General features: G+C 58.9%; 12 protein-coding genes. 5 read left to right on the top strand and 7 right to left on the bottom strand.

All coding sequences use genetic code 11. The annotated features are described in order from the left end of the window. Window positions 1-80 precede the first annotated feature (80 nt). Entirely contained in the window at window positions 81-1,262 is a 1,182-nt protein-coding gene (locus TM5383_RS00855) for a penicillin-binding protein activator (RefSeq protein WP_058317156.1), read from the bottom strand. An 85-nt stretch (window positions 1,263-1,347) separates the two neighbouring features. On the opposite strand from TM5383_RS00855, the gene rsmI reads away from it, so the two are divergent. From rsmI to TM5383_RS00875, 4 genes are all read left to right on the top strand, one after another. After that, the gene (gene rsmI, locus TM5383_RS00860; RefSeq protein ID WP_058317253.1) at window positions 1,348-2,208 is read left to right on the top strand and encodes a 16S rRNA (cytidine(1402)-2'-O)-methyltransferase; all 861 of its coding nucleotides are present in this window, start codon (window positions 1,348-1,350) and stop codon (window positions 2,206-2,208) included. Window positions 2,209-2,229: 21 nt separating this feature from the next. Next, on the top strand, window positions 2,230-2,652 hold the full coding sequence (locus TM5383_RS00865; protein ID WP_058317157.1) for a YraN family protein: 423 nt from the start codon (window positions 2,230-2,232) through the stop codon (window positions 2,650-2,652). A gap of 177 nt (window positions 2,653-2,829) precedes the next feature. After that, entirely contained in the window at window positions 2,830-3,777 is a 948-nt protein-coding gene (gene gshB, locus TM5383_RS00870) for a glutathione synthase (RefSeq protein ID WP_058317158.1), read from the top strand. Window positions 3,778-3,781: 4 nt separating this feature from the next. After that, window positions 3,782-4,717 carry an alpha/beta hydrolase gene (locus tag TM5383_RS00875; RefSeq protein WP_076400099.1) on the top strand — a complete coding sequence of 312 codons (936 nt, stop codon included), beginning with the start codon at window positions 3,782-3,784 and terminating at the stop codon, window positions 4,715-4,717. Here the strand turns inward: TM5383_RS00875 and TM5383_RS00880 are convergent. The 6 genes from TM5383_RS00880 to TM5383_RS16660 form a co-directional block, all read right to left on the bottom strand. Beyond that, the gene (locus TM5383_RS00880) at window positions 4,714-6,237 is read right to left on the bottom strand and encodes a YifB family Mg chelatase-like AAA ATPase (protein WP_058317160.1); all 1,524 of its coding nucleotides are present in this window, start codon (window positions 6,235-6,237) and stop codon (window positions 4,714-4,716) included. The two genes, TM5383_RS00875 and TM5383_RS00880, sit on opposite strands and share 4 nt — an antisense overlap. Window positions 6,238-6,316: 79 nt before the next feature. After that, window positions 6,317-7,195, bottom strand: coding sequence for a glutathione S-transferase (locus TM5383_RS00885; protein ID WP_058317161.1), 879 nt, complete (start codon window positions 7,193-7,195; stop codon window positions 6,317-6,319). Window positions 7,196-7,328: 133 nt separating this feature from the next. Then, entirely contained in the window at window positions 7,329-8,681 is a 1,353-nt protein-coding gene (locus TM5383_RS00890; protein ID WP_058317162.1) for an HlyD family type I secretion periplasmic adaptor subunit, read from the bottom strand. A gap of 13 nt (window positions 8,682-8,694) precedes the next feature. Beyond that, on the bottom strand, window positions 8,695-10,701 hold the full coding sequence (locus tag TM5383_RS00895; protein ID WP_082645351.1) for a type I secretion system permease/ATPase: 2,007 nt from the start codon (window positions 10,699-10,701) through the stop codon (window positions 8,695-8,697). Between the two features lie 21 nt (window positions 10,702-10,722). Continuing rightward, complete coding sequence (locus TM5383_RS00900; protein ID WP_058317163.1) at window positions 10,723-12,732, bottom strand: hypothetical protein; 2,010 nt, start codon at window positions 12,730-12,732, stop codon at window positions 10,723-10,725. Between the two features lie 108 nt (window positions 12,733-12,840). Continuing rightward, window positions 12,841-14,673 carry a hypothetical protein gene (locus TM5383_RS16660; RefSeq protein WP_058317164.1) on the bottom strand — a complete coding sequence of 611 codons (1,833 nt, stop codon included), beginning with the start codon at window positions 14,671-14,673 and terminating at the stop codon, window positions 12,841-12,843. A 738-nt stretch (window positions 14,674-15,411) separates the two neighbouring features. On the opposite strand from TM5383_RS16660, the gene TM5383_RS00910 reads away from it, so the two are divergent. Continuing rightward, window positions 15,412-16,146: a helix-turn-helix transcriptional regulator gene (locus TM5383_RS00910; RefSeq protein WP_159438570.1), complete on the top strand. Its 735-nt coding sequence runs from the start codon at window positions 15,412-15,414 to the stop codon at window positions 16,144-16,146. Window positions 16,147-16,149 lie beyond the last annotated feature (3 nt).

Genomic DNA, 16,149 nt, shown 5'->3' on the forward strand with positions numbered 1-16,149 from the left:
GGGCCTTTGTTTTGGTCTGGCGCTTGGTTTGTTGCGGTCAGGCAAAAGTGAAACGGGGGCGCGTTGGCCCCCGTTATGTCTTAAAATCCGTTGCCAGCAAAGCTGCGCGGGGCAGGGTCCACGATGACCACTTGCTTATCCTGGATCTGGGCGACGGCAAGGCCACGTTCGTTGGTGCCATCAGCGCGCAGTCGGAAAATTCCGGTGACCCCTTGGAACCCTGCGCCTTGGGTCAGTGCACCTGCGGTCAGTGCGTCAGAATTTCCAGCCTGCACCAAGGCACCAATTGCCGCGATACCATCATAGGCCAGCCCGCCAATTGGGTGCGGTGTGGCACCATAGGCGGCGCTGTAACGGCTGCTGAAAGCTTGTGTCAGGGCAGGATCCGGTTTGGCAAACCATCCACCTTGCACGCTGGGCAGTTCCAGCGTTTGTGGCGGGACGTCCCAACGGGTCAGACCGATGTATTGGGTTTCTGTTGGCTCAACCCCAGCTTCGTCCAGCAGCTGTGTCAGCAGTGGCAACGCCCCTTCGGTGTTGGCAGTCATAAAGACCGAGGACGCACCGCCAGCGACGGCGGAACGTACCTGCGGAATGGCCTGAATGACGCCCTGCTGGGAACGTTCATAAGGAACAGCCGCTGTTAGGTTGGCGCCTGGTGTGCGCAGGATGGCGTTCTGGATTGCATCACGCGCCAGATTGCCCGCGACCGAGGTGTCATGAGCAATCACGACGTCGCCTTTGCCCTGCGCAGCGGCGTGACCAATAAGGCGCTCGGCAGTGTTCTGGAAGGTGGTGCCCAGAATGAACAGGTTGCCGCCAGCGACCTGAGTATTGTTGGAGAAGGACAGGACATTGACCCCACGCGGTGCAACAGCAACCGCTGCCGCATTGGCCGAGGCAGAATAGACCGGACCCAGAATGATTTTGGCACCATCGTTCACGGCTTCGACAGCTTGGTTGGCTGCTTGAGTCGCGTCACCGGCTGTGTTGTAAACGCGCAGTTCGATGTTCACGCCTTCCAGATCAGCAATGGCCAGTCGTGCAGCATTCTGTAGGCTTTGGGCCAGAATGATGTCGCCTGCGTTTTCGCCGCCACCGGGCACCAGAAGAGCCACGGGAACCGGACGGCTGGTGTTGATCGATGGGCCGCCGGATGGGCCGGGGACACAAGCGGCAAGAGCGGACAGCGACAGAGCTGCGAAAAGTGGTGGCAAGGTACGGCGGGCGGTCTTGCGGGCGTTACGGAAAACAGCGAACATTGGGAATACGGCTCCTTCGGGACCGGCGAAATGCGCAAAAGGTCTTTGCGCGCAATAATAATCACAGGAAAAGGCGGGTCTAGTGCTGAATCTGCAAGCCAAGAAACTATCCCCCGGTGTCTACCTTCTGGCCACACCGATTGGCACGGCACGGGATATCACCTTGCGTGCATTGGACATTCTGGCCAGCGCCGATGTACTCGTGGCTGAGGACACCCGTAGTCTGCGCAAGTTGATGGACATTCACGGCATCGCGCTCGGCGAACGTCCGCTGCTGTCGTATCATGACCACAACGGCGCGCAGATGCGCCCTCGTTTGCTTGGGTTCTTGGCAGAGGGAAAGTCGTTGGCCTACGCCTCGGAGGCAGGGACACCGATGGTGGCGGATCCGGGGTTTGATCTGGCCCGCGCCGCGCGTGATGCCGGACATGAGGTCGTCTCGGCGCCGGGGCCCTCTGCGGTGGTCACTGCATTGACACTTGCCGGATTGCCGACAGACCGTTTTATGTTTGCGGGTTTTTTGCCCAATGCCAAAGGTGCACGCCGTAAAATGTTAGAGGAACTGCGCGATGTTCCTGCGACGCTGGCCTTCTACGAAAGCCCGAAGCGGATCGCGGCGATGTTGGCTGACGCGGTCGAAGTGATGGGCGCAGACCGCGATGCGGCTGTGTGCCGCGAATTGACCAAGAAGTTCGAAGAGGTGCTGCGGGGGACGTTGGCGGATCTGGCGACAACCTGCGCGGAACGGACGCTTAAAGGCGAAATTGTTGTGGTGATTGATCGGGCGCGTTCACCCAATATTAACGAAGTTGATTTAGAAGCAGAGCTGAAAACGCTGTTGGATGATATGTCTGTGCGTGACGCGTCGGACATGCTGGCAGAACGCACCGGCGTCAAACGCCGCAAAATTTATCAGATGGCCTTGGCGCTGTCGCAGGATTCTTGAACGCAATCAGATAGGTGGATCATGACGCAGTTATGTTTCGATTTTCAGGCAGAAGCTGCGGTCGTGCCCACACCGCGTCAGCACCGTGGGCAAATGGCCTATTTGGCGGGCTTGGCGGCAGAGGATCAGGTTGTCACACACTATCGACAGCGTGGTTATGAAACCTGCGAGGCGCGCTGGCGTGGCAGGGCGGGCGAAATTGACCTGATATTGCGTCATCCTTCACTGTCGGGGTTTGTTTTCGTTGAAGTGAAGCAGTCCAAAACCTTCGATCGGGCACTGCAGCATTTAGGGCATCGTCAACAACGCCGTTTGTTGCATGCGGCGCAGGAATATCTGGGCGCCTGCAGTGCGGGGCAGCTGGCCGATATGCGGTTTGACGTGGCATTGGTCGATGGGATTGGCGACATCTCTATCCTTGAAGGTGTGTTTTTTGACGCCTGAATGTGCTCGTTGGATCGTGTGGGTGCAGATCACCTGTGCGTGGGCGATGTGATTTCGGGTTTGCCACTGCGCAACGCTTGGGTCATGTATCGGGGAAGGGCCGATTTTTGACGCGGCTTTTTCGGGTCGCGGATTTTGTGGCCCTGATCAGATGGTAGACCAGCACAGGTGGCAACGATGAAAATCGCCTTTCAGATGGACCCTATTGGTCCCATTGATATCAACGCAGACAGCACCTTTCGCATCGCGCTAGAGGCGCAGGCGCGGGGGCATGAACTGTTCTATTACACGCCTGAGCAGCTCTCTTACCAAGAAGGTCGGGTCATGGCGCGGGGCTGGCCGCTGATCGTGCAACGGGTTGAGGGCGATCATTACGCGCTGGGCGATGAACAAGAGGTGGACCTGTCCACATTTGACGTGGTTTGGCTGCGCCAGGATCCGCCGTTTGATATGTTCTACATCACCACCACGCACCTTCTGGATCGCATCCACCCAGACACGCTGGTGGTGAACGATCCGTTCTGGGTGCGCAACTATCCCGAAAAACTTTTGGTTCTGGACTTCCCTGATCTAACGCCGCCCACCGCGATTGCACGCGATCTGGAAACCATCCGTGCGTTCAAGGAAAAACATGGCGATATCATCCTAAAGCCGCTTTATGGCAACGGCGGGGCGGGCGTATTCCGTTTGACCGCAGAGGATCGCAACCTCACCTCGTTGCATGAACTGTTTACCAGCGTCAGCCGCGAACCGTTGATTGTGCAGAAATTCCTGCCGGATGTGTCTAATGGTGACAAACGTGTCATTCTGGTGAACGGTGAACCCGTGGGGGCGATCAACCGTGTACCGCTGGCGGGGGAAACCCGGTCCAACATGCACGCTGGTGGCCGCCCCGAAAAGGTGGGCCTGACGGCGCGGGATCGTGAAATTTGTGAGCGCATCGGGCCGCTGTTGCGTGAAAAAGGCCAAATCTTTGTCGGGATCGACGTGATTGGTGACTACCTGACGGAAATCAACGTGACCTCCCCCACCGGTATTCAGGAGTTGGAGCGTTTTGATGGCACCAACACTGCTGCCAAGATCTGGGACGCAATCGAAGCAAAGCGCGCCGATAAACGCGCCTGATTGCATGGCGGCGGGTTCTGGTTCACGGCCTAGGGTAAGCTGGCAGTTGCGCCTGTTGGGCGCACTGCTGCGTCGCACGGTGCGGGCCCGACTGAAACATGCGACAGATCCACGTCCGTTGCGCCGCCATCTGGAGCTGGCGGCGCGATTCAACTTTCGCAGTGTACCCCACATGCACGTCTTGCGCACCAGGTTTGAGAGCTCGGAGGGAGAACGTCAGGCACTCTGGGTTGGGGCCGGTGCGGTGCATGAAGATCGGGTGATTTTTTACCTGCACGGGGGCGGCTATATCGCTGGTAGCCCACAAACTCATATGAAAATGGTGGCGCGACTGGCACGGATGGCAGGCATGCGGGCCTTTGTGCCCAGCTATCGTCTGGCGCCTGAACATCCTGCGCCTGCAGCATTGCAGGATGCGCGGGCAGCGTTTGAGCACTTGCTCGCCAAGGGGTATCGCGCGGATCAGATTATAATCGGCGGGGACAGCGCGGGGGGGGGATTAGCGCTGGCTCTGCTGGCGCAGCTATGTCAGGCGGGATTGCGGCCCCAAGCTGCGTTTGCGCTGGCCCCTTTTTGTGATCTGACTTTTAGCGGTGCGTCTGTGCAGGACAATGCTCAGCGGGACCATTTGTTCCCCGGCGATCGCGGCCCGTTTCTGGCTAAATTGGTGCTAGGGGCGTTGTCACCGTTGGATCCGCGTATCTCGCCACTGTTTGGTGATTTTCCTCAATGTCCGCCGGTTCTGCTGCAGGTCAGCGAAAGTGAGATATTGCGCGATGATAGCCGCCGTATGGCACAGGCGCTGCGCGCAGCGGGTGCCGATGTGACCGTGCAGGAATGGCCAGAGGCGCCGCATGTCTGGCAGATTTTTGATGGCTGGCTGCCGGAGGCGCGACAGGCCCTGCGACACGTGGCAGAGTTCATCGTTAGACAACGCTAGGCCATGACTGGGGTGATCAGGCGATAGCTTATTGCCTCGGCCACATGGTCGCGCAGCAGGTGATCGCTGCCCTCCAGATCGGCAATCGTGCGGGCAACCCGCAACAGGCGATGATAACCGCGCGCGGTCAGGCCGAATTTATCCGCTACCTGAGCCAACAACTGCCTGCCTGCATCGTCAGGACGGGTGACGTTTTCCAACAGGTCCCCTGACAAATCGGCGTTCTGGCGTGGTGTCTCGATGCCAGTTAGGTTTGAAAAGCGTTCTGCCTGCCGGGCGCGGGCATCGATGACGCGCCCCCGCACCGCGGCTGAGGGATCGCCGGAGGCGGGCAGATCCAGATCGGTGTAGGCCACAGGCGGCACCTCAAGGCGCAGATCGAAACGGTCCAGCAGTGGACCACTGATCCGGCCCATATAGTCGGCGCCACAGGCGGGGGCACGATTGCAGGCACGGGCAGGGTCGGTCAAATGCCCGCAGCGGCAGGGGTTGGCTGCTGCCACCAGCATGAAACGGCAGGGATAGCTGACATGTGCGTTGGCGCGGCTGATCATCACTTCGCCTGTTTCAATCGGTTGGCGCAGGGTTTCCAGCACCGAACGGTTGAACTCGGGCAGTTCGTCCAGAAACAACACCCCGTTGTGGGCCAGCGAGATCTCACCGGGTTTGGCGTTGCGACCGCCGCCGACGATGGCGGCCATTGAAGCGGTGTGATGCGGTTCACGGAACGGGCGTTCACGGGAAATGCCGCCCTCGCTTAGTAGCCCAGAAAGGGAATGTATCATCGAGGTTTGTAGCGCCTCTGCCGGTTCCAAGGGGGGGAGGATGCCGGGTAGGCGGGCGGCCAACATAGACTTTCCCGATCCGGGCGGACCTGTCATCAGCAGATGATGACGGCCCGCTGCGGCGATTTCCAGCGCGCGTTTGGCGCGTTCTTGTCCCTTCACATCGCGTAGACATCGGTGATGCGCGGGCGCTGTCACCTCCCCCGGTGTGGCAGGCGGCAGCGGCGACTGGCCGGTGAAGTGGCGCACGACATCTGCCAGCGTTGGTGCGGCGATCACCTGACAAGCGCCAACCCAAGCGGCCTCCGCCCCTGATGCGGCGGGGCAAAGTAGGGCGCGGTCTTCTTCGGCGGCGCCCATGGCAGCGGGCAGGGCGCCGATGACAGGCATCAATTTGCCATCAAGTGACAATTCGCCCAAGGCGGTCACCGCTTCCGCCGCATCAGGTGGAATGATGTCCAGTGCTGCCAGCAAGGCGACTGCGATTGGCAGGTCGAAATGACTGCCCTCTTTGGGCAGATCTGCAGGCGATAGGTTGATGGTGATTTTCTTGGACGGCAGCGCGATGGCTAGCGCCGAAAAGGCGGCCCGCAGGCGATCGCGTGCCTCTGATACAGCCTTGTCTGGCAGACCAACGATGGAAAACCCCGGTAGGCCCGGTGACAGGGCGCATTGCACCTCGACCTGTCTGGCAGTGACCCCCTCAAAGGCCACAGTATAGGCGCGCGCGACCATGGCGACCCCTTCTGCGGTTTGCTTTGCCGCAGGATAGCGCAGAAGGGGTTACCGAGGCGTTAACGCCTCGGTAACGGCGTTAACTGTGCTTTGCCACCAACGCCATAAAGGCGGGCCAAGCTTCTGGGTCGGCAACAGTTTTGTCGCGGCAGGTCTCATTGCAGAACCCATAGGTGACGCCGTTCAGTGTCAGGCAATGGGTGATTGCGTCACCAGAATAGGGGCAGGCTTTGTTCACCGCATCAGTGCCTTCTACCGCCTGTGCCGCCAGCGGTTTCGGGCCGGGCCATGCCCGTGTCGGGTGATCCATCGCATAGGGCACGGGATCGTAGGATTTGGTCAGCCCTAGTGCGCGCCAGCGGCGGAAACTGGGGTCTGCCAGTACGGTTGCTACATAGTCTGTAGCAACTTCACCCACTGGCAGACCATGACCTGCAATCCGTGCGGCGACAGGGGCGAAAAACGCATCTGCCAGACTGTACTGCCCAAACAGCCACGGGCCATCCGCGCCGAACCGCTTGCGCGCGCGGGTCCACAGATCCTGCACGCGGTCCAGATCATCCTTGAAGTCGTCGCTGACGGGGAAATCCACGTATTGATGCAATAGCTGCATCGGGCAGGCACTGCGTAGCCCCATGAAACCTGCGCACATCTCGGCCGAAATCCAACGTGCAAAGGCGCGGGCCTGCGGATCGCTGGGCCACATGCCTGCCTCAGGGTGACGGCTGTTCAACTCTTCGGCGATGGCCATGGTTTCGCCCATAACGGTGCCATCTGGGCAAACCAGAACGGGCAGCAGTTTCGCAGGCGCCATCGGTGCCAAAACCGCGCGGTAGCTGCCATCATAAAGGCTGAGGTCGGTGGTGCGGAAATCGAGGCCGAATTTTTCCAGCATCAGCCAGCCGCGCAGGGACCAGCTGGAAAAGCTACGGTCCCCAATGATCAGGTTATAGGTCATATGCGTTCCCTGTTGTCGTCTTGGAGACAGGCTAAGGCCGACGGGGCAGCATGTGAAATGATCATTTGTGATCGGGAGAGATCACAGCGGCTGATTGATGCGGCTGATCGGTGCGGGGGGACGCACTGATCGATCAGTCCTCGCGGAAGGCGCGCGACATGGAATCTACAATCGGTTTGGTCAGATATTGAAAGAACGTCCTTTCTTGCGTTGCGATCAGGATCTCTGCAGGCATGCCTGGTGTCGGGGCAAAGCCGGGAAACTGAGTCAGGCTGTCGGTGGTTAGGTTAACGCGGGCGATGTAAACCTCGGGGTTGTTGGCATCGCTTGTGTTGTGGATTGAATCGGCCGAGACATAGATCACCTCCCCATCCAGCACTGGCGTCGTGCGTTGGTTTAGGGCCGAAAGGCGGATGAATGCGTGTTGGCCCAGCTGAACACTGTCGATGTCATTGCGCGGGATCAGGGTTTCGATAATCAGCGGTGCGTCCTGCGGAATAATTTCGGCAATCTCTTTGCCGCCTTTGATGACGCCGCCCGGCGTGTGGTAATGCATCCGCACCACGGTGCCAGAAACCGGCGCCACAATTTCTGTCCGCCGCAGCACGTCTTGGGCCTGTAGGATCTGTTCGTTGATACTGTCCAGTTCAGCCTGAGCGGCGTTCAACTCATCCAATGCGGCCTCTTTATAGGCGTGTTCGGTCTGCACCACCTGACGGCGGTACTTCTCCATCATGGCATCGCTTTCACCGATTTCGGCCGATAGGCGGGCGATCTGGCCGGTGGCGTCGACAATCGACCGGCGCAGGGAGTTGATTTCGGTTTTGCGGGTCAGCCCGTTTTCAAACAGGCGCGTCTTGGCCTCAAAATCCTCTTCCAGCAGGGCGATCTGTGACTGGACCGAGTTCCTTTGCTCCGAATAGCCAAGCTGGCGCAGCTCTTGGGCGGTGATATTGGCCTCTAGCAGGCTCAATTCGTTACGCACCTTGTCGCGCGACAGGGCAAAGCTCTGCCATTGGCTGTCCAAGATCTGCGACAGATCTGTGTTTTGCACAGCCTTCGTCAGTAGGACTGGTGAAAACTGCAGCTCTTCGGCGCCGGAATATTCTGCATGAAACCGTGCGACCATGGCCTGCAGGCGCGCGGCGCGCAGTTCCAGCTCTTTCAGCTTGGTTTCTGATGCGGTGGTGTCCAGCGTGATCAGGCGGTCGCCCGCGTTCACACGATCACCCTCGGTTACGATGATTTCGTCGATGATGCCGCCTTCAAAATGCTGCACGATCTTGTTGCGGCCGGTGGCGACAAAGCTGCCCTGCGACACGACAGCGGCGGCCAGTGGCGCGGTAAAGGCCCAGTAGCCAAAACCGCCCAGACAACCAAACATCAGCAACAGGTCAACCAGTCCAATGCGCCAGACCTGACGGGGCAATTCTGAATACCATTCCTGTGCCTGCGGTTCGTCAATCGGGGGATGGATAAGTGTCATGATCTACCGCTCCTTATGCTGGCGCTGGGCCGTTGAGGTTGGGGTTCTGCTGCGGGGCAGGTGCCTGCGGGTGTTGTTGCTGGGCGCTACGACGGCGCTGTTCCAGCTGTGCCATCACCCGATCGCGGGTGCCGAAGAGGGCGATGTTGCCCTCGGCCATCAGCATGATCTTGTCCACCGATCCCAGAAGCGATGGTTTCTGGGTGATCACCACGATGGTCATGTCATGGGCCTTGGCATGGGCCAGCGCGCGGGCCAAGGCCGCGTCCCCTGCGGTGTCGAGGTTGGAGTTCGGTTCATCCAGAACCACCAACCGCGGTTCCCCAAAGAAGGCACGCGCCAGCGCGATGCGTTGTTTTTGACCGCCCGACAGCGGCGCACCATCTGCGGCGACCATGGTTTCATAGCCCTGTGGGAAACTGGCAATCATTTCATGCACATTGGCCAGAACGGCGGCGGTGTGGATCTGATCGTCGGTGGCATCGGCACGCATGCGGGCGATGTTCTGTTTGATGGTGCCGGGGAACAGTTGCACGTCCTGTGGCAGATAGCCGACATTGGTGCCCAGCTGACGCTGATCCCAATTACGCAGGTCCATCAGGTCCAACCGCACCGCGCCAGATGTCGGCAGGATCGACCCTACCAGCATCTTGCCCAGCGTGGTCTTGCCCGCGCCGGAATTGCCGATCACCGCAAGGGATTCACCGGGGGCGAGGGTGAAGTTTAGCCCGTTCAGTACCACCCGTTTGGTGCCCTGCGGCACGTAAAGCAGACGTTCGACGTCCAGCCGGCCCTCAGGATTAGGCAGGATCAGCCGGTCTTTGTTCAAGGGCGAGCTGCGCAGCAGCGTGGCGATCCGACCATAGGCCGCGCGCGATAGCAGGAAGTGATTCCAGCCCTCAATCGCGCCTTCCACCGGGGCCAAAGCACGGCCCGCGATGATCGACGCCGCAATGACCATACCGCCAGTAATTTCGCCATTGATGGCCAGCGACGCGCCCCAGCCCAGAATGGCGATCTGCGTCAGCAGGCGCACGGCGCGGGAACAGGCGGCGGTGATGATGTTGCGGTCCTGCGCCTTCACTTGTGATTTCAGCGACCGCGCGGTGTCTTGGCCCCAGATGTTCACGGCCTCGGGGATCATGGCCAGCGCGTTGATGATCTGGCTGTTACGGGACATGGAATCCAGATGTAGGTTGGCGCGGGATTGGTGCTGGTTTGCCTCGGCGAAACTGCGCGAGGTCAGACGCTGGTTGATCATCGCGATGACAAACAAGAGTAGCGCGGTGATGATCACGATCATCCCCAGTTGCGGGTGCACCAGATAGATCGCCAGCAGGAAAAACGGGGTGAAGGGCACATCCAGAAACGACAGCAATGTGCCGGATACAAGGAACGAGCGTAACTGCTGCAAGTCACCCAGCGTTTGATATTCCCGTCCGTTGCTGTTGAGCGATGCCCGCGCTGCCGCGCTAAGGATCGGGTTGCCCAGTTGCGCCGCCACCTCGACCGCCGTGCGCATCAAAACGAAACGCCGGATCGCGTCCAGCACCGCCTGTAACAGCACGGCACCAATGATCACAGCTGTCAGCATGATCAGCGTGTCCAGCGACCGGCTGGTCAGCACGCGGTCCGAAATCTGGAACAGATAGACCGGAATAGCGAGGATCAAGAGGTTGGTGGCGCAGGTAAAGGTGATCACCAGCAACAGGTTCTTGCGGATTGCTTTCAGTCCGCGATCCAACCCTTGTGAGAAATCATTGGGACCAAGGCGGGTGTGAAAGCCACTATTGCCGCCGCCGCCATTGCCGCGCGCAGGTTTCATCGGCGTGGCAGATCCCCCTTTGCCGCCATTGCCTAGCCGTTTGTTTACCTCACGCTGAAAGGGCCGTGATTCAATCGTTTCGGCATCCAGTGTGGGCTGCGTCTTGCGTGGGCGTTTGCCGGTGCCGCCAGATCGCGTGTTGGATTGTGATGCGCCCTCAGGCGCGCCAGTTGAGTTTGTAGAATAATCCTTCAAAGTACTTCCCCCCTAAAATGATCAGGCGAGAACGGTCTCCATCACGTCCACAGCAACCTCTGACGGGGCTGGGGCAGGAATGCCTGCGTCCTCACCTGTGTCCTGATCCAGCAGACCATCTGCCAGAAACAGGAAGGCTTCTCCGGTCAGCGTGTCCGTCGCTGCCAGAGCAAGCGGATCTTCGTCGGTGACAAATTCCGCTTGATGCAGGAAGGCGTCGGTGTAGGCGCCTTCGCTGGTGTAAATGGTTGAATCAAGGCCGGCATCGGTGATGACAGCCATATTAAGCAATTCGTTCTGTCCGGTGGTCACAGACACATTGGCACCTGTGGCGGATTGCAATGTTTGGGTGGCGAACTCCACTTGATCCCCGTCGCCTAGAACATTGGTTTGCTGCAGAACCTGCATGTTGATCAGGCTGCCCTGAATATGCAGCACCCGTAGCAGGCCCACGTCGCCAAAAACCGGATCCTCTAGCGCTGCCGCCAATTCGGTGTCACCATTCGCGAATGATTGTCCGATGGCGCCATATCCGGCGTGCATATCGTGATGTTGGTCAATGCCGACATCGCGAATTGTCGCCCAGTTCAGCATCAAATTGTCAGCGGTGCTGATCCCACCTTGGTAACCCGCGCCATAATGGACCGTGTCGCTGTCCAGCAAAACATTGGTTTGCGATAGGAACGATACGTCGACTATGTCTCCATCGGCGATGATCAGGTCGTAGTGAAAGCCTAAACCCAGAATTGAGGTGGAATTGACTAGGGTGTTGTCGCCGGTCTGAATGACGCTGCCCTGCGCAGAAAAGCCGACGCTCAGAACGTCACCGTCATTGGCAAAGTTGAACTGTTGAACGTAGTTGTAGTTTACGAAATTCCCTTCGAGCGTGACAATCGCCACGTTCTGCGGGCCGTCGCCGGGCTCTTCACCTTCTGCAAGTGGGTCAAAGGCCGGATTGGCGACAGCGTCAAAATGGGCGGCGTTAAACGCCTGCGTCCCCGTTGCGGCATTTGCAGCGGCGGCGCCATTGATCATGTCAGCGTCACTCCAGACGTTCACCTGGCTGATGATGTCCAGATCAATGGCCTGGCCCATGGCAACGATGACAGGCGCGTCCAGCATATCGGTGCCGATGTAGCCTTCGTTTAGCAACACATTGCCGCCAGTTGCGACCTCATGAATATCAGGATCTAGCGTCGTTTCATCAATACTGTCGCCCTCTGCCGTTTTGGCGGCGTTGTTCTCTTCATCAGTGGGCGGGGGGACGTCTGCGGTATCTTCGTCCTCAGCCGCAAAACGGTGGCTCAGGGCGGAAATCTCCGGCATCTCGTCCGCAGTGTTGCCGTTTAGGGTGATGCCATCGGTGTCTGCGCTGAACGCAACATGCAGGGTGGCCCCAGTAGGGGCAGTCGTTTCACCACCTTCGTGTAGGGCACGCACGCCTGTTGATAGGGCCTGCGCGTCGTCGATCATCGCCTCTTCTGATGTGGCAGGTGCGGGGGCGGTTAGTGGTTGCAGCGCACCTGCAACGGTTTGCAGATAGCCGAGCCCCCCATTGTAGGTCAGTGCATCCACGAACTGGGCCTCGCCCTCGAAGGTCGAGAGGATATCCATGTCTTCTAGCGTGTTGTGTTGAACGGTGACACTGGCCAGTTGAGACGGTGTTGGAATGATGAAAGTTGTCTGCGTGAGTGGTGACCCCGGATTGTTCAGCGGGCTGGCGAAATAGTCATTGGTGAAAAAACCGGGCGCCGCAAAATTGGCAAATCCCACAGCGCTGGGCACAAGAATGGAAAAGTTGCTGACCGGCACAGAAATAAGGGACAGCGGCCATTTTAGATCGGCCAGAAATCCGTTCAGGCCGTAGTTGCTGGTCATGTTGACCGTAACATTGAGGAGCTGACCCAGATCTGTTTCCGCCGCAATGCGGGCTGCCACTTCCTGATATTGGATCTTCAGGCGGGCTACTTCGGTGTTCAGTTCAAAAATGCCAATGAAATGGGCGATAATGTCTGTCTTGTCGTCTAGCATGAGAATGACCCTCGGATACCTGTGTTCAGTGCGTCAGGCTGCTCGGGTTCGTTTCTTGTTGGATCTGCCCGACCTATGGGGCCGGGCAGATCAGGTTTATCGCAAGGGTTACGATAGGTCGTCGTCGCCAATCAGGGTGGAAGAGTAGCCGCCGCCCACAACGGTCATGTCGACCGTGTTGCCCAGCACATTCGCGCCTTGCACGATGTTCTGGTTGAAGGCTGCGTTATCCAGCGCGGCATCCGCAGACGAGGTCGAATAGCCGTTCACGAAGCCATCGTCGCCGTTATACGAACCCCACGATCCACCGGTTTGGCCACCAGCACCGCCGTCGGCCGAAGAGCCGCCGCTTGCGCCGCCGTTGCCGCCCCAGATGGTTGCATGTCCGCCGTAGCCAACTGCACCGCCTGCAACGCCGCCCGAGGCGCCTGCGTCACCGCCAGCACCACCTGCGCCACCGGCACCGGTTGCTGCACCAGCGGTACCACCGCCCATGCCCATACCCATGCCCATGCCGCCGGCCATACCTCCGTCTGCGGTGCCAGATCCGGCACCCGCACCACCTGCGGCACCTGCGCCACCGGCTGCACCGTCGGCGTCATTGCCACCGGACTGGCTGTTGCCCAGACCGTAGCCGCCAGCGTTACCGGCGTTGGCACCTGCGGTGCCTGTACCAGCACCTGCGGTTGCGCCAGCGGTGCCATTGCCGTTGCCGGCATCTGCATCACCAACGCCCATACCAGTACCAATCGGGAGGAGACCCAGACCGCCGCCGAGGCCGGCGCCTACTGCGCCTGCGTCACCGCCAGCGCCTGCACCAATCGCACCTGCGTCTCCACCGGCACCAGCACCAAGGGCGCCAGAGTCGCCACCTTGCGCTGCACCGATGCCGCCTGCGCTACCAGCATTTCCGCCGTTTCCGCCGCTGCCACCAGCGCCGCCTGTGCCACCGGCACCGCCTGCGCCACCAGCACCCGTTGTGCCGCCGTCAGCCGATCCGCCAAGGCCAAGGCCCAGACCGCCAAGGCCAACTGCAATAGCGCCTGCGTTGCCGCTGTCGCCGCCGTCGTCGCCTTCGGACTTGCCGCCATCATTGCCGTAGTGTTTGCCACCCAGCGCGATGGAATGGCCGCCGTTTGCGTTTCCGGTGGAGCCTTTGCCGCCATCGGAATAGGCGCTGCCGGCCGATCCGCCGTCGGCTTCGTTGTCGATCCCTTCTTCGGAATCAGCGGATCCGCCATGTGCGGTCATCGTGGCTGTGTACGACCCGCCATTGCTGACCGACGCACCTTCCAGGTTGTCGTTATCCTGCAGCGAGTTGGACATTGCGTTGATAACGCCAGTGTCGTTACCTGCGCCGTCCAGCGCGTTGTTCAGGGCGCCGTCCAGCGACATGTTGCCACCGATGTCGGTGTTCATGTCCCCGTCGGCCATTGTGATGTCGCCCACGGCCGAGTTGTGCAGATCAAAGTCGGCAAAGTCGTCGTCGGTGGGTTCCCAGTCGGTCAGGTCAACCGCAACGCTGACACCGACGTCGGTGTGGTTGCTGGTGGATGCGGATGATGACGCCTCGGAACCGGAGTGGGAGCCAGAGTCAGAGTTGGCACCGGCATGAGCGTGGCCCAGCCCCGCACCAACGCCCATACCCAGACCGGCACTGATTGCGTCGGAACTGGTGGTGTTGTGGTTGGTGTTGTGGTTTTCGTTGCCGTTTCCGTTTTCGTTCCCGTTATGGTTTCCGTTACCATTCAGGTTCCCGTTGCCGTTCATGTTGCCATTGCCGTTCAGGTTCAGGTTTTCGCTGTGCTGGCCCTGATGTTGACCTTGGCCCTGACCTTGATGCTGGCCTTGACCCTGGTGTTGACCCTGACCTTGCATTTGGCCCTGACCTTGCAGCTGGCCCTGAAGGCCGAACAGATGGTGATGACGATTACCAGGCATAATATTTCTCCCTTTAATAGGTACGGTCGATCACCATTCATTCCAAAGTGACCATTGCCGAACCGCTGTTGTGATGAAAAATCCTGACCCGCCGTCGCATGACTGAATCCAAAAAAGCGACACGTGACCAGGGGGTGCAGACCGCGCCAACTCCTCCGTTTCGTGTGGCGGTCTGATCTGATGCAGCAGGGGGCTGTTGTGCGTTCGATGGCGGCTGAATTCCCTCGAGAGACAACGTCAATGCCCGTGCAGTGTCTGCTGCGTCAGACCCTCAAAAGCCTGCGTAATTTGTGGCGCTCGGGTAAGCTGAACATTGGGTGTTAATCTTTTTGGCTAAAATTTAGGCAAAAAATATATTTTATAAACAACGAATTAATTGATTTTGTGCGCCTCTCGCATGTGTCAAAGGCGGCAAGTCTGCATTAGTCATATTGTCAGAATCTAATTTAATTGACATAATACTATGACGCGAAGGGGATAATCTGTGGATAAAATCCTAACCGTTCGGTTTATTGACGCTTGAACAACACGCGCAATACCATTTGACGGTTATTTAAAAATAAACGGTCATCGTTTTATTGGCCGCGAGGCGTCTTTTGTATTTCGAGCACTGAGGGGTTTAGGGATCGCTCTGACAAAGAGCGGCGTAGCGTTTTCTTTCGTAATGGGAGTGGGAAGAAACTTGGCGCTACATCCAAAGTGGAGGGACGAATGCCTAGCATTGAAGCTGTGGCACCGTTGGCTTTGGATGCCAGTAAATTTCAGGCATCCGAAACGGCTAGCGACTTTGCCATTTTTATCGGACCGCAAAAAAGTTTTACCCAAACCGTTTTGCGCATTCTTGAAGACGAAATCGAGGGCACGCTGCCCTTGCGACACAACAGCATAGGGGATTTTTTAAACGCCTTGGGGCAGATGAACATGCCGGTGCGTGTCGTCGTTTTGGACGCCGGGGTGTGCGAAGCCATGCCTGATGAGGTGCGGCGCCTGGCGGCTATAGACGCTGCCGAATTCCCAGGCCAACAGGCCCCCAGTCTGGTGATCGCGTATTGGAGTGCAGCCGAAGCTCAGGCCGTCGCAGCACAGATCAAAGACGTGCCCGAGGTTCAGGGTTTTTTGCCAATGAACCAAAGCATCGATATTTGGCTGGCGGTGTTGCGCTTGTTTCTAAGTGGGGGAACACATTACCCCCGTGCGGTGCAGGCGACTGTCGTTGACACAGCGACTGATGCGGCTGTGGAACCTACCCCTGTCGGGGAAGAAGACTGCAAAGAGCTACTGACATCGCGCGAAATCGCGGTGATGCACGAGGTGGTGAATGGGCTGCAAAACAAACAGATCGCCGCCAAGTTGAAGGTGTCTGAACACACGGTCAAACTGCACATTCATCACATCATCACCAAGTTAAAGGTTAGTAACCGCACCGCAGCGGCGATGAAGTTCGTTGAAACCCATCCTCCCGGCAAGGCCTGAGGG

It is taken from the genome of Thalassovita mediterranea, from assembly GCF_001458435.1.
In the GTDB taxonomy this organism is placed as follows: Bacteria; Pseudomonadota; Alphaproteobacteria; order Rhodobacterales; family Rhodobacteraceae; genus Thalassobius; species Thalassobius mediterraneus.